Origin of the sequence: Pseudorhodoplanes sp. (genome assembly GCF_046289595.1) — a bacterium.
GTDB lineage: Bacteria > Pseudomonadota > Alphaproteobacteria > Rhizobiales > Xanthobacteraceae > Pseudorhodoplanes.
Genome location: NZ_JBKBVB010000019.1, coordinates 20189 through 40804, shown reverse-complemented (window position 1 = coordinate 40804; position 20616 = coordinate 20189). Strand labels below are relative to the sequence as shown.

Here is a 20616-nt window from a genome sequence, read left to right as displayed (position 1 = left end):
CCATGATCATCGATTGCCACGGCCACCTCGTTCCCCCAAGCCTTATCGACGCGATCCGTGCCAAAGCCGGCTCTTTCCCGTCGATCCGCACCATCGAGGATGGCGGAAGCATGGGATTTTCTTTTGCCGGCGGCAAGCCGACGCGCCCGGTGTCGAAGCCGCTCATGGATCTCGCGGCACGCATCAAGTGGATGTCGGAACAGGGCATCGACAAGCAGGTCTGCGGCGCCTGGCTCGACATGTTCGGTTATGAGATTCCGGCGGCGGAAGGCGTCCGCTGGGCGCAACTGATCAACGAGCATCTCATTGCGGCCGCGAAGTCCGATCCGCGGTTTGTGACGCTCGCAACAGTTCCGTTGCAGGATGGCGCGGCGGCTGCGCAGGTGCTGCGCGAAGCGCATGCCGCGGGCTTCCGCGGCGCCATGATCGGCACGCAGCCGAAGGGCGTCGGCGGCGTGCTCGACGATCCTGCGCTTGAGCCGTTCTGGAAAGCAGCAGACGATCTGGGCAGCGTGCTTTTCATCCATCCGGTCTTCGAGAGCGGCGATGACCGCGTGCACGATTACGGCATGGCCAATGCCGTCGGGCGCATCACCGACACGCTGATTGCGGTGAGCCGCCTCATCTATGCCGGGCATGTCACCCGCTACCGGAACGCAAGGATTGTTGTCGGCATTGGCGGCGCGGCGCTGCCGTTTGTGCTCGGCCGGTTGCGGCGGAATTACACGCTCGACAAGGCCAAGCTGGGGGACCCCGACGCGGCCCTTCAGGCACTCTATTACGACACGCTGGTGCACGATCATCGTGCGTTGAAGTTCCTCGCGGAAATCGTCGGCACCGGGCGGCTGATGATGGGATCCGACATGCCGTTCCCGATTGGCGATCTCGAGCCGTTGAACATCGTGACGCAGGCTGGCTTCAGCGAAGCCGAGTGCGCCGCGATCAATGGCGGTCTTGCACAGAAGCTGTTCGGCTGCTGAAGGGACCGAGCCATGAAGCTGGATATTTCGGGATCGGAAGTGATCGCAGCGCCGGTCGATGTGCTTTGGAAAAGTCTCAACGATCCGGCGGTGCTTACCCGCTGCATCCCCGGATGCAAGCGCATGATCGAAACCAGCCCTGACACTTATACGGTCGAGATGCAGTTGCGCGTCGCGGCGGTAGGGGGATCGTTCGAGGGCGAGATTGCGCTGAGCGACAAGGAGCCGCCGCGCCGCTGCCGGATCAGTGTCTCGGGCTCCGGCTCGCTCGGGCATGGGAACGGCGAGGCGCATTTTGAGATCACCGCGCAGGACGACGGACATTCGTTGCTCAGCTATGCCGGTACCGGCGAGATCGGCGGTCTTGTGGCCGGCGTCGGGCAGCGCATCCTGAGCGGCGTCTCAAAACATCTGATCGGACGTTTTTTCACTGCCTTGCGGCAGCAATTCGAACCGGCAGCACAAGCTGCGGGCGCAAGAAACTGACTGCCTGCCGAGCAGGCAGAAACGACGCATGGTTGCGCATCGAAATATTTTGGGAGGAGACTATGAGCAGATTGAAAGCAATCGGGTTGGCTGCATTGGTGTCAGGAATACTCGCCTCTCCCGGTGCATGGGCGCAGGACCTTGAGAAGGTATCGATCGTCGTATTCGGGCCTCCATCGCTCGGCGCTTTCCTTCCGCCTGTTATCAAGAACCAGAAGTTCGATGAGAAACACGGTCTTTCGATCGAGTTCGTGGAGCGTCCGCCTGATGCCTACACAACGCAGTTCAATTCGGGAGAATTCCAGGTTGGCGGAAGTGCGGCGTTGCTGACCGTTGGTCTGGCGGAACAGCGCGGTGTGAAAGTCACTTATCTCTTTAATCTCTTCGATTTCTGGGGCGCGGTCGTCACCTCTCGACCTGAGATCAAGCAATTGAAGGATCTGGACGGCAAAGGTCTGGTCGCGGCCCGCGGCACGACCAATTTTGTGATGTTCGACTGGTTCGCCCGTCAGCAGGGTCTCGACGTTTCCAAGCTGTCGGTGGTGAACACGGCAACACCGGGTCTGGTCGGCTATGCGCTGGCGGACCGTGCAGTGGCGGTGCAGCTTTGGGAGCCCGCCTACACAATTCTGAAGGCCAAGAAGCCTGATATCCGCGCACTCGATCTCGATATTCCCGAAACGTGGAAGAAGTTCGCAGGCAGTACCAACATCCCCTATCTCGGCGTGGCCGCGCATGTCGGCTGGGCCAGCAAGAATGGCCATCTGATCCCGAAGATGTACGCAGCCTACAAGGACGCGGCCGCCTGGGTGACCGCCAATCCTGACGCTGCAGCCAAGCTCATCCATCCCAAGGGCGCGGCGGAAGACCAGAAAGCCATTGCCGACCTGATTAAGGCCAACGATCGCCTGGGCATGAATGTCGTGTGGGCCTCGCAGGTGCGCAAGGAGATCAATTCGGTGTACCAAGCCGGGAAATCAATCGGATTCCTGAGCGGCGATCCGAGTGCCGCAACCATCTATGCGGGGCCGATGAAATGACTCAGCAGACACTGCAATCGAACTGGATCGTCTCCATGACGCCGGCGCTGACGCGTATCGGGACCCTTGCCGCCCCCTTCGTGCTGCTCGCTGTGGCATGGCAGGTCGCCGCATCGGTTTTCCCGAGCTACCTGTTTCCGTCGCTCGTGGATGTGTTCCTGCGATTTTTGACGATTGTGGTGTCATGGGATCAGTTCGTTCAGGTTCTGACGACGGTCGGCCGCATTCTGGCCGGCCTCGCCGGCGCCTTCGTGATCGGCGGAGTGTTCGCGGTCGTCATGGCCCGCTCGCGCGCCGCCGATCATTTCCTGTCGCCTATTCTGACCTTCTTCCAGGGCATTCCGGCTTTGTCCTGGGTCGTGTTCGCGATCATCTGGTTCCACGGCACGGAATTCCGCATTCTGTTCATCATGATCGTGACGACGTTGCCTGCTTTCACGTTCCAGATTCTCGGTGCACTGCGGGCCGTACCGAAGGATCTTTTCGAGATGGTGTTGTCCTTCCGTCCGACAAAGGCGCAGATGTTTCGCACCATGATCTGGCCGTCGGTGTTCCCAGAGATCGTGACGGCCTGGAAGGTCAATCTCGGCAATGCAGCCCGCGTGGTCGTGGTCGCTGAGCTGGTCGGAGCAACCGGCGGCGTCGGCTACGAACTGATTCAGCAACAGCAGGTTTTCGACATGACAGGCGCCCTAGCCTGGACGCTGCAACTGGTGATGTTTGTCATCATCTTCCAGCAGCTTTTGACCTGGATCGAAATCGTTGCTTTCCGTTACCGTGCCACTTCGGAGCGCTCGCTATGAGCAATGTCATTTCCCCGCTTGCCGCACCGGGAGCCAATGTCACGCAACTCGAACCGGAAATCCGGTTCGAGCATGTCACCAAGACATTCGGGCGCAACGACAGTGACTTGTTTCGTGCCGTCGACGATCTCAGCCTTGACGTCTATCCGGGGCAGATCGTCGCCTTGCTCGGAAAAACCGGCTGCGGCAAGTCGACAATGTTCAACATGATTGCTGGACTTCTCGATCCCACCGAGGGGAAGGTGCTTGTCTTTGGCCGCGATCCGTTTCGAAATTTCGAGTGGTATCGCGGCAAGATGGCAATCGTGTTCCAGAATGACCGTCTGTTACCCTGGCGCACTGCCATCGATAATGTGGAGCTGGGTCTCGAAATGCTGAATGTCTCGAAGGCGGAGCGCCGGGATACGGCGCAACGCTGGCTTTCGCGGCTCGGCCTTGACGGCCACGAGCAGGATTATCCGCATGCTTTGTCAGGCGGCATGCGGCAACGGGTTAGCATCGCACGAGCCTTCGCGACCAATGCCGAGCTGCTATTGTGTGACGAGCCATTCTCAGCGCTTGACGAAATGACTGCACAGCGTCTGCGTGAGGAATTCACCAGTCTAGTGCGAGAGAACGGCAAGACAGCAGTTTTCATCACTCATTCTATCAATGAGGCGTTACAGATTGGCGATCGAATCGTCGTTCTTCGGCGGCCGGCTAAGATTGCATACGATACAGAACTGAAACCTGAAATGAGCCCGCCGGAAAAAGAGGCAATTCGTGAAAGGATCCGTGAAATCCTGGCGACCTGAAACGCCCGGGTTTTTCGAAGGCTCTAACTCTTGCTATTCCCCCTTCCTGTGATCCGGCTGAAGCCAGAGTCGTCGGTTGAGATTGGCGCAGGAGCGCAGGCGGAGCAACGGGCGATCGGCGGAGCTGGTCGGGGTTGCGGAGCCGATCGCCCGGTGCGGTAAGCGTGGCGGCGTAAGGCACCGGGGTCAGATGCGCCGATTGCGGGCGGCGCTGGTTGTAGCTGGCGACCCATCGGGCGATGATGGATCGGGCGTGGTCGAGGTCGTAAAAGAGTGTTTCGTTCAACAGCTCATCGCGCATGCGTCCGTTGAAGGCCTCGCAGATGCCGTTCCGCATCGGCTTGCCGGGCACGATGAAGTGCCAGGCGACCGTGGCGCCTGTGCCCGGGCCAACACAGCATTCGGGGTGAACTTCACGCCGGGCAATGGGCGCAGGAATACATAAAACACTACAACGATATCCAACGGCGCTGCACTGACGCAGAGCTTATAGCGTTTTCGAGCGAAGTGGGCACCGGTTCGCGTGAAGAAAACGCGCCAACACAACAACTTAGAGTCTTTTCGCGATTCGAAGAAAAGCGAAAAGACTCTAGAAGGGTTTTGTTGGAAGCCTTGGCGAAGCCGCGCTGCCGGCCTTTTTAATCCAAGGCTTTGGTCCTTTCCTGCTTCCCATGTGCCCGAACCTGCGGGCCATCCAACGTGCGCAGAAGCCGCCCGGACGGACGACATGGCCGGGAGCCCCGGAAAAACGCGCCAGCGGCCCGGAAAACCGGTTTGGTGGGAATTCAGTCCGACCGGTTTCAGGAAAGCCCGCCAAATAAAGCTTTCCGTGCCATCGCCCGCCGGGGTGTGGGCGCGACCCCGGCTCTTCGCTTAAGTGTGAGATTTTATTGAGAAATCAGCCGTCATTGGCGGAGCGACAGAAACTGTGAACGAACATTCTCCGACTTTTTTGTGCCCAATCTTCCACATGGGAGTGCGACTCGAATACAAACGATCAATTGAAAAAAACAGCCGAATTTTTGCAACTCCAGTAGGCATATGTTGAGACAAACGGAAAACGGACGCTGTTTGACCTGCCACTGAACTTTCATCCAGCGGCGATTAGAGCCTCGGCCAATGTTACGCCGTTCGGCGCGGTGAGTGTACCGGCATAGGCTGCCGGTGTTTTGTAGCCCAACGAGGAATGCGGCCTCGCCGTGTTGTAGTCGGCGACCCAGGCGCGGATAAGCTGACGGGCCTGATCGAGATCAAGGAACAGGCTCTCGTTGAGCAGCTCGTCTCGCATCCGGCCATTGAAGGATTCGATGTAACCGTTCTGCGTCGGTCGGCCTGGTGCGATGTAATGCCAATCCACGCCATGGTCCTTCGACCAGCCCAGGATGGCATTCGAAGTGAACTCGGTGCCGTTGTCGGACACGATCATTCCAGGCTTGCCACGCAGGCCGATGAGCGTCGTCAGCTCGCGAGCAACTCGTTTGCCGGAGATCGAGGTGTCGGGAATGGCCGCCAAGCACTCCCGCGTCACGTCATCCACGATGTTGAGAATACGGAAGCGCCGGCCCTGAGCGAACTGGTCATGAACGAAATCCAACGACCAGCGGGCATTGACCCTGGCCTCGACCAGGATCGGCCTGCGTGTCCCGATCGCCCTGCGCCGGGCCTTGCGCTTGCGGACGGTCAGCCCTTCCTCGCGGTAAAGCCGATAGATGCGATTGATGCCTGACGGCTCGCCCTGTTCCCGCAGCAAGATGAACAGCCGCCGGTAGCCGAACCGGCGGCGCTGGTTAGCGAGATCGCGCAGGCGGGTGCGCAGCTCAATGTCAGGCGGCCGCCGAGACCGATAGCGGATCATTTTGCGGTCGGCGGCTATAAGGGTGCAGGCCCGGCGCTCGCTCATCCCCAGCACGTTGCGCAGGTGAGCGACAGCCTCGCGCTTGGCGGCGGGCCCTACCATTTTTTTGTCAGAAGCTCCTTCAGCGCCGCCTGGTCCAGCATCGACTCTGCCAAGAGCTTCTTCAGCTTGCGGTTCTCCTCTTCCAGCGACCGCAACCGCTTGGCGTCCGAAACGTCCATGCCGCCGTATTTGGCCTTCCAGTTGTACAGTGTGGCTTCCGAGATGCCGTGCTTGCGCGCCAGATCGGCCGTCTTCGCCCCGGCATCGTGCTCGCGCAGAACCGCAATGATCTGCTCTTCCGTAAACCTCTTGCGCTTCATCGTCCGTCCCCTTCCTGAGGCCGGACTCTAACTCCCCGTGGAGGAAAAACTCAGTGGCAGGTCATGTTGCACCAATCTAACAGAAATGGAGTGCTAAGGGAGAGCGTTCTCTACCTCGCCTTCACTTCAACCGTTGCGTCAGCCAGTCGCCGATACAGATTTCGGCGGCGAATGATTGGCCACCAGTCGTATAAAAAGGTCTCGATCGGCTTCCAATTGGCGACCCAGCCGAAAATGATGAGGCTCTCCTCGAAAACGCGGTTAAGTGGTGGTGGAGCCGTGGCGTGGATTGCCTGACTTGCAACGATGGCGGCCGTCAATACAGACAAGCCAACTGCAAGGGATCTCCATCCGATCCGAAACGTCTCTCGAAGATCGAAGGATGCCTGCTCGACACGGTGATTGAAATGTTGCTTGATTCCGGCAGGCACTTCTTGCGCATGTGGTAGCGTGAGTTGCGACTCGGAAAGATAGACCACAAGATGGATGGGTTGATTTCTCGGCAACTCACGTGCCCAATTGATAATGAATTCTTCTGCGTCCCGGTCAAGGTCTCGCTCACGAAACGGATAGGGATCGAGAGTATGAAAGAGTTGCGAGATATCCTCAATGCGAACCTCGATCGTGTTGTCCGGCATCTCACCGTTCCGGCGGGGGCAACATCAGTGGATCCATCAGTTTCACAATTTGCTTTCGGCCCTCTCCATCGACGATCTCCAAGCTCGAAAGGCCGGCTGCGCCCTCGTCCGCAGCCAAGCTCCGGGGCTTGTGGATGATGTGATCGAGGTTTTCGAGAGCCACTTCGATGATATCGTTCTTCGGATCATAAGTGATGCCAAAGATGGGAACTTGCTTGGCGGCAATTTGGTCTCCTATAGGCAGGGCAGCGACCTCAATCTGAGCCCGCTTGCCTTCCAGTCCCTTGGAGATTCGATCGCAGTATGATTTCCATTCGCTCTTTTGGAGTTGGCGGATCGGCATTGTTTCAAGCTCCTCGTTGAGTGCATTTGTTGAATTCTAAAACCAGACTCAGAGACCTTCAGGCTCGCCCGCAATAGCAAAAGTCAGAACGTCGGTCGAAAATGTCGTCTTTGCAGTATGTCTAACCAAATCCGGCTCGATCGATTCGATCCTATTGCGCCATTGTTGAATGTAGTCGATACCTTGCGCCATGCGTTGTACAGCGAGAAGCTTTGCGGAAATGGCCGATGTACCATCCATCGACACGGGCAACATGTCCTTGAGATAGGACTTTGCCGCTGCGATTTCTTCATCGGAAATATCTCCTTGAGCCGCACGGCGCCACACCGCCTGAACTGTTTCGATTGCGGTTTTCGTCTTGGCGTTTTCCGTGGCAAACCGACCGATGAGAAGATCGGCTTGCAAAAGCGTCTCCGCGGCCGTGCGAATTGAGTACACGAGCCCCTTCCGTTCTCGCAGTTCGACGAACAGGCGCGACGTCAGCGCGCCGCCTCCCAAAATATGATTCAGCACAAGCAGTGGAAGATAATCGGCCGATGTCGGAGAGACGCCCGGCTGACCGAAAACACATGCGGATTGGGGAAAAGGTAAACGGACAACGACAGGAGCAAATGTCCGATGCTCGGCTTTTACCAGATGGTCGGGTTCTCGATGCTTTGCACCATCTTGGAAACCCCGATCAAGCAAATCCGATAACTCAGCGGCACTCACGTCGCCTGCCGCTGCCACAACGAATTTTGCATTCGACAACCGAGACTGAAAGTGTCGCAAATCAGCCGCCACAATGCGCCCATTCGCTTCACGTGAGCCAAGCGGAAGATTTCCATAGGGATGATCCGGGAAGGCAGCCTTCCACCATGCGCGCGAAGCCGCATAAGCTGGATCGTTGTCGAGGCGCGCGAGTTCAGCGTCCCGCTTGATCCTAATCCGCTCAATGGCATCGAGATCGAAGCGCGGTTGCGATAAAGCCAATCGTAGCAGATCGAATGCACGGTTTCGATGCTCGCGCGCGACCTCAAGACGCCCGACGAGAGCATCCCTGTCCGCGGCAAAAGTTATCGTGGCGCCAATATCGGCGAGCTGTTCCTGAAAAGTCTTGGCGTCAAAGTAACCGGCACCCTCCAGAAACATTTGAGCGGCGAAATTTGCGAGTCCTTGCTTGTCGTCAGGATCAGAAGCAGAGCCAACTCCAACCAAGGCAAAGTCGACGACAATGATGGGGAGGTGATGAGATTCTGCTAGCCAAGCCAAGGCTCCGGAAGAGCTGGTAACAGTCCGAATATCTAATGGAAATGCGTGGTGGGTTTGCATAAACATAAAAGCCGTCACCCATAGAACTTTGAAGGCTTTTTTTGCCCGAGCAGACATGTTTTTTACCTGTCGACCAACAGCAACGATGTTACCGACCGCGTCGGCTGGAAGAGATCGCGGGCCGCCACCGCGATGTCGTCAGGGGGCACGGCGGAAATTAAATCTTGCCGTCGCTCAATGTCGGGCAGAGCGGCCCCGGTCGCCAGCGCAGCGCCAACCGCAAGTGCAGCTTTGTAGGTCCCATCGCGGGCGTGCAGACCGGCGATAATAAGCTTTTGTTTTGCGCGCGTCAGATCGGCAGGATTCTTTGAAAGAGTTTTCGCCAAGGCGTTGAGCTCCTCGTCGATCGCGCGCTCCAAATCCTCCAAAGCAACTCCGGGTTTGGGGATGGCGTTGATCGCGAACATCGTTTCATCAATCGCAGCGGGGTCGTAGCTCGTAGACACTTCGGCCGCCAATCTGCGCTCCATCACCAGACGACGATGAAGAATGCCGGTTGCTCCACCGCCAAGCAGTTCGGCCAGAATTTCCAATGCAATAGTCTTGGGTCGATCTGCAGTTCCATAGGAAGGCGCCAAATACAGGCGGAGCCAGAGGGGCCGGCCCGCCCGCGCGTCCTTCATAACGATGCGCCGCTCCGCAAGCGAGGGCGGTTCGGTGGCGCGTTTACGCGTTACGGCGTAAGCCGCCAGCTTCCCGTAATGCTTGGTCGCGAGATGCCTGAGCTGCTCGAAATCGATGTCGCCGGCAACCACCAAAAGCGCATTACTGGGGGTATACCATCGACGATAGAAAGAAAGTGCGTCCTCTTGAGTCCAAGAGCGAATTTCGTGCATCCATCCAATGACGGGAATTCCATAGCGATGGTTGAGAAAAAGTGTCGCGAGCGATTGTTCGAGAAGTAGCGCTTCGGGGTCGTTGTCGGTCCGCAAGCGCCGTTCTTCGACGATCACCTCTCGCTCGACAGCGACTTGTTGCGGAGTGAGCGCGAGATTGACCATGCGGTCGGCCTCAAGCTCCATGATTCTCTCAAGGTGAGCAGAGCCTACAGTCGCGTAGTAGGCGGTATAGTCATAAGACGTAAATGCGTTCAGCTCGCCTCCCACCCCACCGATGAAACGGGCATAGGAGTCACCCGGGTTGGCGGGCGTCCCCTTGAACATGAGATGCTCGAAAAAGTGGGCGAGCCCCGATTTGCCAGGCTCCTCGTCGGCTGAGCCAACGCGATACCAAAGCATGTGAGTGACGATCGGGAGACGGCGATCGGGCACGTAGATGACCTTCATCCCGTTCGCCAGTTCGAAGGTCTGGGCGTTTAGGGATTGTGCCTTAGCATTTGTCTGCAAGCTGGCCATCGCTGCAAGGCTGAATGCAAGTACCAAAATCCAAACGATCGTTGTAAGCGACAGGTGGGCACGGAACGCTGCAGTGGCGCCCCAGCCGTTAGCCGATGGCCTCGACGCAGGCATAACCCGATGCGCTCCGCTTACGTGATCAAGATAAAGAGTGACATGTCTCCGCGCATTACATCGAGCGCGACGACGCGGCCTGCCTCCTGCAGCGCTGCCTGAAACTCCGCAACATTACGCACGGGCTTACGGTTGACGGCGACGATGACGTCGCCGGCGCGCAAGCCACGTGCCGCTGCCGGGCTGCCGGCTTCGACTTCTGCCACAACAATGCCTTGGACCTTGCCGTACATGGGCATGCCCGGACCGATGTCGCGCACGGTCGCGCCACGCAACCGCGGGATGACTGCACCCTTGTCGGTTTGCAATGCGGCCGCCTGTGGGGAAGACGAGCCGCGCTCGACGCGCGCCCGCAGCCGCCGTTCGGAACCGTTTCGCAGGATCTTCAACTCAACGTCCTCGCCGACCCGGGTCAGCCCAATGCGGTTGCGAAGGTCGGATGCCCCGCGTACAGCTCGCCCGCCGAGAGCGGTCACGACGTCTCCGGCCTTGATGCCGGCCTTGTCGGCTGCTGAGCCGGGCTCGACCTGCACCACTACGGCACCTTCGCTCGTTGTGGATATTCCGATTGCCTTCGCAATATCGGGGGTGAGGTCCTGCACCACAAATCCGAGCCTACCGCGTTGGACCTCTCCGTAGCGAATGAGTTGGTCCATGACAGAGCGAGCCATGTTGCTCGATACGGCGAAGCCGATCCCGACATTTCCGCCGGAGGGCGCAATAATGGCCGTATTGATCCCGATCAGTTCGCCGCTAAGGGACACCAGAGCCCCGCCGGAATTGCCCGGATTGATCGAGGCGTCGGTCTGGATGAAGTCTTCGTAGCCTTCGGCATTGATGCCGCTGCGCCCAAGTGCGCTCACAATGCCCATCGTCACGGTCTGCCCGAGGCCAAACGGATTGCCGATGGCAAGAGCATAATCACCGACGCGCACCTTATCCGAGTCGGCAAGCGGAAGCTGCGTCAGGCGATCGGCTTCGATTTGCACCAGGGCGATGTCGGTCGCAGAATCGCTGCCGATGAGCTTTGCCTTGAATTGGCGACGGTCGCGCAACGTAACGACGATTTCGGTCGCCTTGTCCACGACGTGATGATTGGTGATCACGTAACCTTTGCCGGCGTCGACGATCACTCCCGAACCCGCGCTCATCTGCGGGGGAATTTTGTCGGGATCGGGTAGTTCAAAGAATCGGCGAAAAAACGGATCCCGGAGCAGCGGATTGTCCTGCACCGGCGACCGCGACAGCACGGAAATGTTGACAACCGCGGGCGCCACTTTTTCGACCAGCGGAGCGAGCGTTGGCTGCGACGGAACGAGTGCTGCCTGTTGCGCGACTGCAGGAGCACTGCCGATCACGGCGGCAATGCACAGGGTCAGAAGGACAGTTCGCACGTGCATTCTCATCGCAGCCACCTTCATTGAGGGCTTCTCGATCAAGCGCGCCGCACAGTAATCCGCTTGGTGGCGGCCGCTGCTTCCGGCTTTTTGGCAAACTTGACGGTCAAGACACCATTCTTGAACGTTGCGTTGGCGGAGTCGAGATCGACTGTATCGGGAAGCGGGATGACGCGTTCGACTGAGCCAAAGGTCCGTTCCTGGAGATAATAGTCCTTCTCCTTCTTCTCGATCTCCGATTTTTTCTCGCCGCGAATGGTCAGTATGCCTTCGGCAAGGCTGACGTCGATGTCTTTCTCGTCCATGCCGGGAAGCTCGGCCGTGACCTCAATTTCCTTATCGGTTTCCGAAAGATCCACGCTTGGCATGGAGATCGACCACGACGATGTCGACGGCCAAAGCAGATCGAAGCCGCGCCAGAAATTGTCGAACGCGCGGTTGATGTCATTTTGCAGCGAACGGAGCGGCTCGCCTTGCTGCTCGCGCCGCACCGGCACCTGCCGCTTGCCCCAGTTCCATGGGATAAGATCGCGAATTTTCATCTTAGTCCTCCTCCGAGCGGCTATGCGGCGCGCACGTTGATCTTCTTGGCCGGCGATGGCGTGGTCTTCGGCAGGGTCAGCCGCAATACGCCGTCCTTGAATTCGGCATCGATGCGGTCTCCATCGACCAGTTCGGACAGCGTGAATACACGCTCGTAGTTGCCGTCCTCATATTCCGCATGGACCAGCGTATATCCTTGAGGAGCGAATGGCTTGGCGCTGGCGGTGATGGTCAACGTTCGCTTGTCCAGCGTGACGTTGAGACTCTGTGGGTCGGCCCCCGGCATTTCCAGCAGCATGACCACCGCATCCTTGGTCTCGTAGATGTCGGCCGGCGGGAGGAATGTCGGCGCTTGGCTTACAGTCTCGGTCTGTGCCGTCGCGGCTGATGTGTTGTCGGTCATGGAAAAGCTCCCCTCGTTTACGCCGGGTTGATCTTGATCTGGCGGGGCTTGTCGGCAGGCGGTCGCGGCAGTTCGAGAATGAGCACGCCACGCTCAAAGCGAGCTGAGGCCTTTTCGGAGTCCACTCGGAAGGGAAGGACAAGCGTGCGGGCAAAAGAGCCGGTCGCACGCTCCTCGCGGTGTACCGTCGCGTCCTTGCCAGGCGCCGCGGGCTCGCGCTTCCCGCGCAGCGTCACCGTATCTTGGTGCACCGTGATGTCGATCTGGTCGGGTGCAACACCCGGAACTTCAGCAGTGATGATGGCGCCGTCCGCCCCCGCCCAGACGTTGACGGGCGGGTACTCCGCCGGGACGGCCAGCCTGAAGCCGCCGAAGGCTCGGTTCATTTCTTCCTGAAGTCGGCGCATGTCGCGGGCCAGATCGGGCCATCGGCCGCCGAGTGCTAGATCCGTAAGCATGATTGACGCTCCCTAGCGGAAATCGCACCACCTGATCAGGCGATGCCTAGCCTTATCATGCACCATTCCGCGCGAACCGTTCAATTGAATCGCAATACACCAGAAGCCAAACTCAGAACGCCTCCCTGCACGCTGCCCTTCCCCAACTCCCAAGTCCGGGTTAGCGTTATGTGGACCAGTTGCCGTCACTCTGTTGGCCGGTAACGATAATTCTGATTTTTGCCGGGGAGCCTTGCTTGAACGAAGACCCCTACAGCGTGCTCGGCGTCAAGAAGGATGCGAGCCAGGACGACATCCAGAAAGCCTACCGCAAGCTTGCCAAAAAGCTGCATCCCGACCTCAACCCCGGCAACAAGCAAGCCGAGGACCAGTTCAAGGCGGTTTCCGCCGCCTACGACATCTTGAGCGATCCCGAGAAGCGTGCCCGTTTCGACCGCGGTGAGATCGACGCCTCGGGCCAGGAGCGGCCGCGGCAGCGCTATTATCGGGATTTTGCCGGCGGGGCCGCCGGTGACCATCCCTATGCATCGTCAGAAGGATTTTCTGATTTCAGCGACGAGGGGGATCTGTTTTCCAGCCTGTTCGGCCGGGGTGGCCGGATGAACCTAAAGATGCGCGGGCAGGACGTGCATTATCGTCTGCCCGTCGAGTTCCTGGAGGCGGTCAATGGTGCGAAGCGGCGCATAACGCTCTCCGACGGTTCAACCATCGATATTACCGTCCCGCCTGGCGCGCGCGACGGCCAACTTTTGCGGCTTGCCGGAAAGGGGGGCGCGGGCATCGGCGGCGGACCTGCCGGCGACGCCTTCATTGAAATAGTTGTGAAGCCACATCCACTGTTCACGCGCAAAGGTGACGATATTCATCTGGAATTGCCGGTGTCCCTCACCGAAGCTGTACTGGGCGGTAAGATTTCGGTTCCCACCCCGACCGGGGCGGTCACGATGAACGTCCCCAAGGGCTCCAATACAGGCACAGTCCTGCGCCTGCGCGGCAAAGGTGTCGCTCGCGCGGATGGAACGCGGGGGGATGAATACGTCAAATTGAGGGTCGTTCTGCCGGACAAGCCGGACCCCGAGTTGGAAAAATTCGTCCAGAACTGGACGGCCGGTAAAGCCCAAGACCCGCGCCGCGGCATGGAGGCGTAGATGCTCGACATCGACGAATTCGTTCTCCGCGTGCGCATCGCTTCCGACATCGTAGAGACCTGGATTGAGGAAGGATGGCTACGCCCGCAACGTACCGATAAAGGGCTGGCCTTTACGGAAATGGATGTCTCCCGCGCGCAACTGATCCGCGATCTGCGCGAGGACTTGGGCGTCAACGAGGAAGGCATCGCAATCATTCTCGATCTCGTCGACCAGATGCACGGTCTCAGAAAGACGCTTCGCGAGTTGTGCGAAGCCGTTGGTGTCCAGCCAGCCGAGCTGCAACAACGTATCCTTGTCGATATGCGCAGTCGCCGGCCAATTCCGATGAAAGGCCCAGAAAGCTCATGACGATGCTCGATTCATCGCCACTGGAGAGGCATCATGCAGTTCAGTAAGGAAACGACGTTCAACATCTGGTACGTCGTGGCGGCCATTTTTGGCGTGTTGCTGATTCAGCACTTTTGGATCGAGAGTCAGCGCGTCGAGCCCATTCCCTATAGCGAATTCGAGCGCTATCTCGACGATGGCCAAATCAACAACATCGTCGTCGGCAATCAGTTCATCCGCGGATACTTCAAGGAGCCGCGCGACGGCCGCACGCAATTTGTGACCACCCGAGTCGATCCGGCCTTGGCGCAAAAGCTTGCTGAAAAGGGCGTGCGCTTTACTGGGGCCGTCGAAAGCACGTTCCTTCGCGACATCCTCTCGTGGGTTCTTCCCATTTTGCTTTTCTTTGGCCTGTGGATGTTCGTGTTTCGGCGGATTGCCGAGAAGCAGGGGCTTGGCAACTTCCTGCCGATCGGCAAGAGCAAGGCCAAGGTCTATGTCGAGAAGGACATCAAGGTCACATTCAATGACGTTGCCGGCGTCGATGAAGCGAAAGAAGAACTGAAGGAGGTCGTCGCGTTCCTGCGAGCTCCGCAGGACTATGGCCGGCTTGGAGCTCGCATCCCGAAAGGCGTCCTACTTGTCGGCCCGCCGGGCACGGGCAAGACCTTGCTGGCGCGCGCGATCGCGGGCGAGGCCGGTGTGCCGTTTTTGTCGATCAACGGCTCAGAATTCGTGGAGATGTTTGTAGGTGTTGGCGCGGCGCGGGTTCGCGACCTGTTCGAGCAGGCGAGAAGCATGGCACCGTGCATCATTTTCATCGACGAACTGGATGCGCTTGGCAAGGCGCGCGGAGCATTTCCGGCCGTGGGCGGTCACGACGAGCGTGAACAGACGCTCAATCAGCTTCTGGTCGAGTTGGACGGCTTCGATCCGGCCCAAGGCATCGTTCTCCTCGCCGCCACCAACCGGCCGGAAATCCTCGATCCCGCCCTATTGCGCGCAGGGCGCTTCGACCGCCAGGTTCTCATCGACCGTCCCGACAAGACCGGCCGCGTTCAGATTCTCAAGGTGCACATGCGGAAAGTGACCTTGGCCGAGGATGTCGACGCGGAAAAGATCGCGGCTCTGACCACAGGTTTCACTGGCGCCGACCTTGCCAATCTGGTCAACGAAGCCGCCCTCTTGGCCACCCGCCGGGGCGCGTCGGCGGTGGCCATGCAGGATTTTACCGCGGGCATCGAGCGCATTGTTGCTGGCTTGGAAAAGAAAAACCGCCTTCTCAACCCGGACGAACGAAAGGTTGTAGCTTATCACGAGATGGGCCACGCGTTGGTGGCTCTTGCGATATCCAAGACCGACGCCGTGCACAAGGTCTCGATCATTCCGCGCGGGGTCGGAGCACTCGGCTATACGATTCAGCGGCCGACCGAGGACCGCTATTTGATGACCCGCGACGAACTCGAAGCCAAAATCGCTGTTCTGTTGGGCGGACGCGCGGCCGAAAAATTGGTGTTCGGCAAGCTCTCGACCGGCGCCGCTGACGACCTCGCTAAGGTGACCGACATCGCGCGCAATATGGTGGTGCGCTACGGCATGGACGAAAATCTCGGCTATGTCGTGTACGAACCCGAACGGCCCTCGTTTTTGGGCAACGTTCCGGGCCCGGCGCCAAGCGAGCGTCATTTCAGCGAAGCAACGGCCGAAGCGATCGACGCGGCCGTGAAGTCGATCGTTCATGCCGTTTTCGACCGGGCGATCGCAATCCTTACGGCAAACCGCGACGTTCTGGAACGGTGTGTCAAATCCCTGCTAGAAAAAGAGACCTTGAACGAGGACGAGCTGCGCGAACTCACCCACGACCTGCGCTTGTCAGACACTCAGACAGCAGCTTCACCGGCTGTGGCGGCAGCGCAAGCCACGAGGGCATGATCCATGTTTCCGATCCAAAATGGCGTTCCCCACCGCAGTGCGCCATTTGTCACCTGGAGCCTGATCGCCATCAACGTGGCCGTATTCCTCTACCAGGTCAGTCTGTCGCCGGCGGCGCTGGATCGATTCCTGGTGGAGTACGCACTCATTCCCGGACGCTATTTCGTTCCGCTGCCCTTCCTGCCCGAGCCCACGCTTCAGGATTATCTGCCGTTTGCAACCAACATGTTCCTGCACGGTGGATGGCTGCATCTGATCTTGAACATGTGGACCTTGTTTCTGTTCGGGCCGACGGTCGAAGATCGAATGGGAAGAAGCCGCTACCTGCTTTTCTATTTGATTTGCGGGATCGCGGCCTCGACAGCCCACGCGTATTTTAATGCAACCTCGTTCGTTCCGGCGCTGGGCGCCTCCGGCGCAATCGCCGGTGTCATCGGCGCCTTCGTCCGTCTTTTTCCGCTGGCGAATTTGATCGTCGTCATTCCGATCTTCTTCTTTCCGTTCTTTTTTGAAGTGCCGGCGCTGCTGTTTGCTGGACTGTGGTTTTTGATGCAAATCGTGCCCGGTATGATTGAACTTCTGCGTCCCTCGGTGGGCGGCGGCATTGCTTGGTGGGCTCACATTGGCGGTTTCGTGGCGGGAGTTCTGCTAACGCCGCTATTGACACGGTCAATTCGTGCCTATCGCAAATACTATCTTGACGAGGGAATCTATGGCTTCACGCCGAACGGTCGACGCTAAGCAATTCAAAGAGAGGTGTTTATGAGCATCACCGACATTTTTTGGTTGTTCTTCATGTTCACGGCGCTGCAGCCATTGCTGCGGCAGCGGATGCTGGAGGCGATGCGAACGCGAAAAATCGCGCAGATCGAGCGGGATCGGAGTTCGCGCGTCATCCTGCTTGTGCATCGGCAGGAAACAATGCGGCTGCTCGGCTTCCCGCTGATGCGTTACATCGACGTGAACGACTCCGAGGATGTCCTGCGCGCCATTCACATGACCGATGACGACGTGCCGCTCGACATCGTGCTTCACACCCCCGGCGGTCTCGTGCTGGCTGCGATGCAGATCGCACGCGCCATCCGCGCGCACAAAGCGAAAGTGACCGTTTTCGTGCCTCATTATGCGATGTCCGGCGGAACGCTCATTGCGCTCGCAGCCGACGAGATCGTGATGTGCCGGCATTCCGTGCTTGGCCCTATTGACCCGCAGCTCGGACAGTCGCCCGCCGCTTCTCTACTCAAGGTGGTCGAGCAGAAGCCGATTGCGGAGATCGACGACGAGACCCTGGTTCTTGCCGATGTCGGCCGCAAGGCCATCGCTCAGGTCAAGGCGGCGGCGAAGGAGCTTCTTGCCGACAAGATGGCCGAGGACAAGGCTGAAGCGCTCGCTGAAAAGCTATCGACCGGACAATGGACGCACGACTATCCGATTTCGCCCAAGGAGGCCAAAGACCTAGGCCTGCCCGTCAGCACGGACATGCCGGACACCGTGCTTGAGCTGATGACCCTTTATCCCCAGCCGGTTCGGTCCCAAGGGGGCGGGGTCGAATATCTTCCGATGCCGCGTCAGAAGGAAGCGTTGCGAAAGTGACTTGAACCGGCGTGGCCAGAGATAAGCCGCTGGCGCAGCAGACGGAGCCGACGATGAAATTTCTCGAACATTTGGACATCAAGACCACGCAGTGGGAGGTGGCCAGCGCCTACGAGAAATTCGAGCAAGTGGTCGTTCTCATTCTGACCGGCTTGATCATCGTCGTTATCGCCATTGCGGTCTGGCATCTGACAATTAAGATCCTATTCAGCCTCGTCCTGACTAGTTTTGACCCGACCGAACCCGGCGTTTTCCAGACAGTCTTTGGAATGATTTTTACCGTGATTATCGCTCTCGAATTCAAGCATTCCATCCTCATCATGGTGAAGCGGCATGAGAGTATTGTGCAAGTGCGGACCGTCGTTCTGATTGCCATGCTCGCGGTGATCCGGAAATTCATAATAATCGATCTATCATCCACCACGGCCAATCAGATGTTCGCACTGGCGGCCGGTGTTCTCGCTCTTGGTGCCGTCTATTGGCTAGTCCGCGATCAGGACCGAAAGACCGAGATCGCAGAGCGCGAGAGGCAGGTAAAATGAGTCAACACGTCACACATATAGTTTGCCCGCATTGCGATGTCGTCAACCGGATCCCGGCAGAAAAGCCGGCGAAAGAGGCAAAATGCGGCCGCTGCCATCGTGCACTTTTTGACGGTCAGCCGGCGGAGGTCACCGGCGAACGTCTCGAGAAGCACATCAGGTCAAACGAGATTCCCGTTGTTGTCGATTTCTGGGCGCCGTGGTGCGGACCATGTCGCATGATGGCGCCGGCCTATGAGCGCGCGGCCGGACAACTTGAGCCGAACGCGCGGTTGCTGAAGTTGAACACCGAGAATGATCCAGGCGCTGCCGAGCGTTACGGCATAAGATCGATTCCAACCCTGATCATGTTCCGGAACGGCCAGATCGTCGATCGCGTGAGCGGCGCCATGGATGAACGCCGCCTTCAGCAATGGATCGTGTCGCACGCGCATTGAGTGCCCTAACGCGCTAAAAAATGAGAGTATGCAAATGGCAAGAAAGCCTGAACCGGATCCTCCTGAGCCCGAGGACGATCCCGTCATTGAAGCGGACATCGAATCGTTTCCTGCCAGCGATCCGCCCGGGTGGATCCCGGCACGCATCGGGCCCGCGGTGCCTGTCCGGCCCGAAGAGCCTTCACGTACGCGAAATCAGGAGGTAGCCATGCATGATACCCGAATCGATTTGCCGTCCAACGTCCGTGGAACTGTCATCGGGTTGCTTCAGGCACGCCTGGCGGACGCCGCTGATCTTGCGAGCCAAGCCAAACAAGCCCATTGGAACGTCAAGGGACCAAGCTTTATAGCGCTGCACGAACTGTTCGATCAAGTCGCAACGACCGTGCGTGAGCATACGGACATGATCGCCGAACGCATTACAACGCTTGGCGGTACGGCCGAGGGCACGGTACGTGCGGCTGCCAAGCAATCGACACTGAAAGAATACCCAATCGATATCATTGAAGGGCGCGCCCACGTCGCCGCCCTTGCGGATGCGCTTGCCTCATTCGGCGCAAAGGTCCGAAGCAACATCGAGGAGGCGGCAGAGGCTGGTGACCAGGGAACCGCCGACCTGTTTACCGAGATATCGCGAAGTATCGACAAGACGCTTTGGTTTGTCGAAGCCCACGGACAGGCGAAGGCATGAGCCTTTGAAAGGGAGGAAGCGCTCAAGCAGAAGCCGCACATCTGTTGCTCACCGGAAACGCCTAAAGGCGACAACTCTTCCATTTCCTTAGAAAGCAGAGACGCAATTGCAGATGACCGCAAACTCGGGCCAAAAAGCCAATCATTTCGGCTGGAACATCGTCACGCGCGGCCTGCATGGACATCCGTTTCTACGCCAGAAGATTCACAGTAAGATTCGAACCCTTGAAAGGCATCTGCAGCGTTTCCCGGCGGATGCAGTACATCTTCTCATTGAGCTTGAACGACATCCCCGCAAGGAAGAGCACCGCGCCGTTTTGACGCTTCGGCTCCCGTCGCACATTCTGCACGCTGACAAGTCGGCAAAATCGGTCATTGCCGCCTTGTCGAGCGCGGTGAAGGCGCTTCTGGAAGAATTAAGGGATCTCAAAGAGAGGCTGCGGGAAGAGCCGCAATGGAAGCGCAAGACGAGGCGCAATAAGCTGTCCTTCTCTTCCGTGCCGAGAGAGAGCGGCGCGGAGCCGCAAAGCGCTACTGAAATGCGCGAAGCCTTCGTTGAAAGTCATCGTAGCCGTTTGACGCGGTTTGCGCGCAGAGTTGCCAATCGCGCTCGCAGCCAAGGCGACCAGATCACCGACCGCGAGCTTGCGGAATTAGTCGGGGAGGCAGAAGACAAGCTGGCGGCTTTGTCGAAACGTCAAAAGCCGACAAATGATCGCGCGCAGCTCTATCGTCTCGTCCGCGAGGCCATCGCACAGCGCGGAGGCGGCTCACGAAAAGGGCATACTCCGAGTGCGCCTTCATCGCCGACCGAAGGAACCTCTCCAAAATCCGGTTTGTTGTCGACGATGGATCAGGTGCTAGCTACATTATCCCCCTTCGAGCAAGAGGTTTTCGATTTGCATTACGTCGAAGGCTTCGAGACCTACGAGATCGCTATGATTACCCGAAAGCCGGGGAGTCAGGTTAAGGATGCTCTTCAGGTCATCGAGAATCAAATCCGTAGGAGCTTGCGCTCGGAGCCGGTTGAGAAATAGGAAGGCAGCACCGAAGGGGCGTTAG

Annotated in this window: 23 protein-coding genes and 1 pseudogene; 14 read left to right on the top strand and 10 right to left on the bottom strand. The window is 58.5% G+C overall.

Translation table 11 applies throughout. The features are described from left to right. Positions 1–2: 2 nt before the first annotated feature. The 5 genes from ACK41X_RS06445 to ACK41X_RS06425 all read left to right on the top strand — a co-directional run bounded on the left by ACK41X_RS06445 (position 3) and on the right by ACK41X_RS06425 (position 4103). On the top strand, positions 3–980 hold the full coding sequence (locus tag ACK41X_RS06445) for an amidohydrolase family protein (protein ID WP_409720435.1): 978 nt from the start codon (positions 3–5) through the stop codon (positions 978–980). Positions 981–992: 12 nt separating this feature from the next. Next, positions 993–1466, top strand: a complete 474-nt coding sequence (locus ACK41X_RS06440; protein ID WP_409720433.1) for an SRPBCC family protein — start codon at positions 993–995, stop codon at positions 1464–1466. Positions 1467–1528: 62 nt separating this feature from the next. Beyond that, positions 1529–2506: an ABC transporter substrate-binding protein gene (locus ACK41X_RS06435; RefSeq protein WP_409720431.1), complete on the top strand. Its 978-nt coding sequence runs from the start codon at positions 1529–1531 to the stop codon at positions 2504–2506. Further along, positions 2503–3309, top strand: coding sequence for an ABC transporter permease (locus tag ACK41X_RS06430; RefSeq protein ID WP_409720430.1), 807 nt, complete (start codon positions 2503–2505; stop codon positions 3307–3309). Before ACK41X_RS06435 ends, ACK41X_RS06430 begins: the two co-directional genes overlap by 4 nt. Continuing rightward, a complete protein-coding gene (locus ACK41X_RS06425; protein WP_409720428.1) occupies positions 3306–4103 on the top strand; it encodes an ABC transporter ATP-binding protein in 798 nt (265 codons plus the stop codon). Before ACK41X_RS06430 ends, ACK41X_RS06425 begins: the two co-directional genes overlap by 4 nt. Before the next feature lie 172 nt (positions 4104–4275). On the opposite strand, the pseudogene ACK41X_RS06420 reads toward ACK41X_RS06425, so the two are convergent. From ACK41X_RS06420 to ACK41X_RS06375, 10 genes and pseudogenes are all read right to left on the bottom strand, one after another. Further along, a pseudogene (locus tag ACK41X_RS06420) lies at positions 4276–4473 on the bottom strand (integrase core domain-containing protein); the annotation flags it as partial. Between the two features lie 720 nt (positions 4474–5193). Then, positions 5194–6320 (bottom strand): IS3 family transposase gene (locus tag ACK41X_RS06415; protein ID WP_409720427.1). Its coding sequence is split into 2 segments (ribosomal slippage): positions 5194–6068 and positions 6068–6320, totalling 1128 coding nucleotides; the frame shifts between segments, so codons are not numbered across the junction. Positions 6321–6430: 110 nt separating this feature from the next. Then, entirely contained in the window at positions 6431–6958 is a 528-nt protein-coding gene (locus tag ACK41X_RS06410; RefSeq protein ID WP_409720425.1) for a hypothetical protein, read from the bottom strand. Position 6959: 1 nt separating this feature from the next. Then, the gene (locus ACK41X_RS06405; protein ID WP_409720423.1) at positions 6960–7301 is read right to left on the bottom strand and encodes a DUF5335 domain-containing protein; all 342 of its coding nucleotides are present in this window, start codon (positions 7299–7301) and stop codon (positions 6960–6962) included. Positions 7302–7349: 48 nt separating this feature from the next. After that, positions 7350–8669 (bottom strand): M16 family metallopeptidase, encoded by a 1320-nt coding sequence (locus ACK41X_RS06400; RefSeq protein WP_409720421.1) that lies wholly within the window; start codon positions 8667–8669, stop codon positions 7350–7352. 5 nt (positions 8670–8674) lie between these two features. Further along, a complete protein-coding gene (locus tag ACK41X_RS06395; RefSeq protein ID WP_409720419.1) occupies positions 8675–10081 on the bottom strand; it encodes a M16 family metallopeptidase in 1407 nt (468 codons plus the stop codon). Between the two features lie 17 nt (positions 10082–10098). After that, positions 10099–11481 carry a DegQ family serine endoprotease gene (locus ACK41X_RS06390; protein WP_409720449.1) on the bottom strand — a complete coding sequence of 461 codons (1383 nt, stop codon included), beginning with the start codon at positions 11479–11481 and terminating at the stop codon, positions 10099–10101. A gap of 35 nt (positions 11482–11516) precedes the next feature. Further along, entirely contained in the window at positions 11517–11969 is a 453-nt protein-coding gene (locus ACK41X_RS06385; RefSeq protein ID WP_409720417.1) for an Hsp20/alpha crystallin family protein, read from the bottom strand. Positions 11970–12040: 71 nt separating this feature from the next. Further along, entirely contained in the window at positions 12041–12424 is a 384-nt protein-coding gene (locus ACK41X_RS06380; RefSeq protein WP_409720415.1) for an Hsp20/alpha crystallin family protein, read from the bottom strand. A gap of 17 nt (positions 12425–12441) precedes the next feature. After that, positions 12442–12882 (bottom strand): Hsp20/alpha crystallin family protein, encoded by a 441-nt coding sequence (locus ACK41X_RS06375; protein ID WP_409720413.1) that lies wholly within the window; start codon positions 12880–12882, stop codon positions 12442–12444. A 236-nt stretch (positions 12883–13118) separates the two neighbouring features. Between ACK41X_RS06375 and ACK41X_RS06370 the strand changes: the two genes are divergently transcribed. The 9 genes from ACK41X_RS06370 to ACK41X_RS06330 all read left to right on the top strand — a co-directional run bounded on the left by ACK41X_RS06370 (position 13119) and on the right by ACK41X_RS06330 (position 20591). After that, positions 13119–14030, top strand: coding sequence for a DnaJ C-terminal domain-containing protein (locus tag ACK41X_RS06370; protein WP_409720411.1), 912 nt, complete (start codon positions 13119–13121; stop codon positions 14028–14030). Further along, entirely contained in the window at positions 14031–14381 is a 351-nt protein-coding gene (locus ACK41X_RS06365) for a chaperone modulator CbpM (RefSeq protein WP_409720409.1), read from the top strand. 33 nt (positions 14382–14414) lie between these two features. Further along, positions 14415–16292, top strand: coding sequence for an ATP-dependent zinc metalloprotease FtsH (gene ftsH / locus ACK41X_RS06360; protein ID WP_409720407.1), 1878 nt, complete (start codon positions 14415–14417; stop codon positions 16290–16292). Between the two features lie 3 nt (positions 16293–16295). Next, positions 16296–17033: a rhomboid family intramembrane serine protease gene (locus tag ACK41X_RS06355; protein WP_409720405.1), complete on the top strand. Its 738-nt coding sequence runs from the start codon at positions 16296–16298 to the stop codon at positions 17031–17033. Between the two features lie 21 nt (positions 17034–17054). Beyond that, positions 17055–17885 carry an SDH family Clp fold serine proteinase gene (locus ACK41X_RS06350; protein WP_409720403.1) on the top strand — a complete coding sequence of 277 codons (831 nt, stop codon included), beginning with the start codon at positions 17055–17057 and terminating at the stop codon, positions 17883–17885. 53 nt (positions 17886–17938) lie between these two features. After that, complete coding sequence (locus ACK41X_RS06345) at positions 17939–18427, top strand: phosphate-starvation-inducible PsiE family protein (RefSeq protein ID WP_409720401.1); 489 nt, start codon at positions 17939–17941, stop codon at positions 18425–18427. Then, positions 18424–18864, top strand: a complete 441-nt coding sequence (gene trxC, locus ACK41X_RS06340) for a thioredoxin TrxC (RefSeq protein WP_409720399.1) — start codon at positions 18424–18426, stop codon at positions 18862–18864. Before ACK41X_RS06345 ends, trxC begins: the two co-directional genes overlap by 4 nt. Positions 18865–18898: 34 nt before the next feature. Then, positions 18899–19555, top strand: a complete 657-nt coding sequence (gene dps / locus ACK41X_RS06335) for a DNA starvation/stationary phase protection protein Dps (protein ID WP_409720397.1) — start codon at positions 18899–18901, stop codon at positions 19553–19555. Between the two features lie 112 nt (positions 19556–19667). Next, a complete protein-coding gene (locus ACK41X_RS06330) occupies positions 19668–20591 on the top strand; it encodes an HPF/RaiA family ribosome-associated protein (protein ID WP_409720395.1) in 924 nt (307 codons plus the stop codon). The last annotated feature ends 25 nt before the right edge of the window (positions 20592–20616 follow it).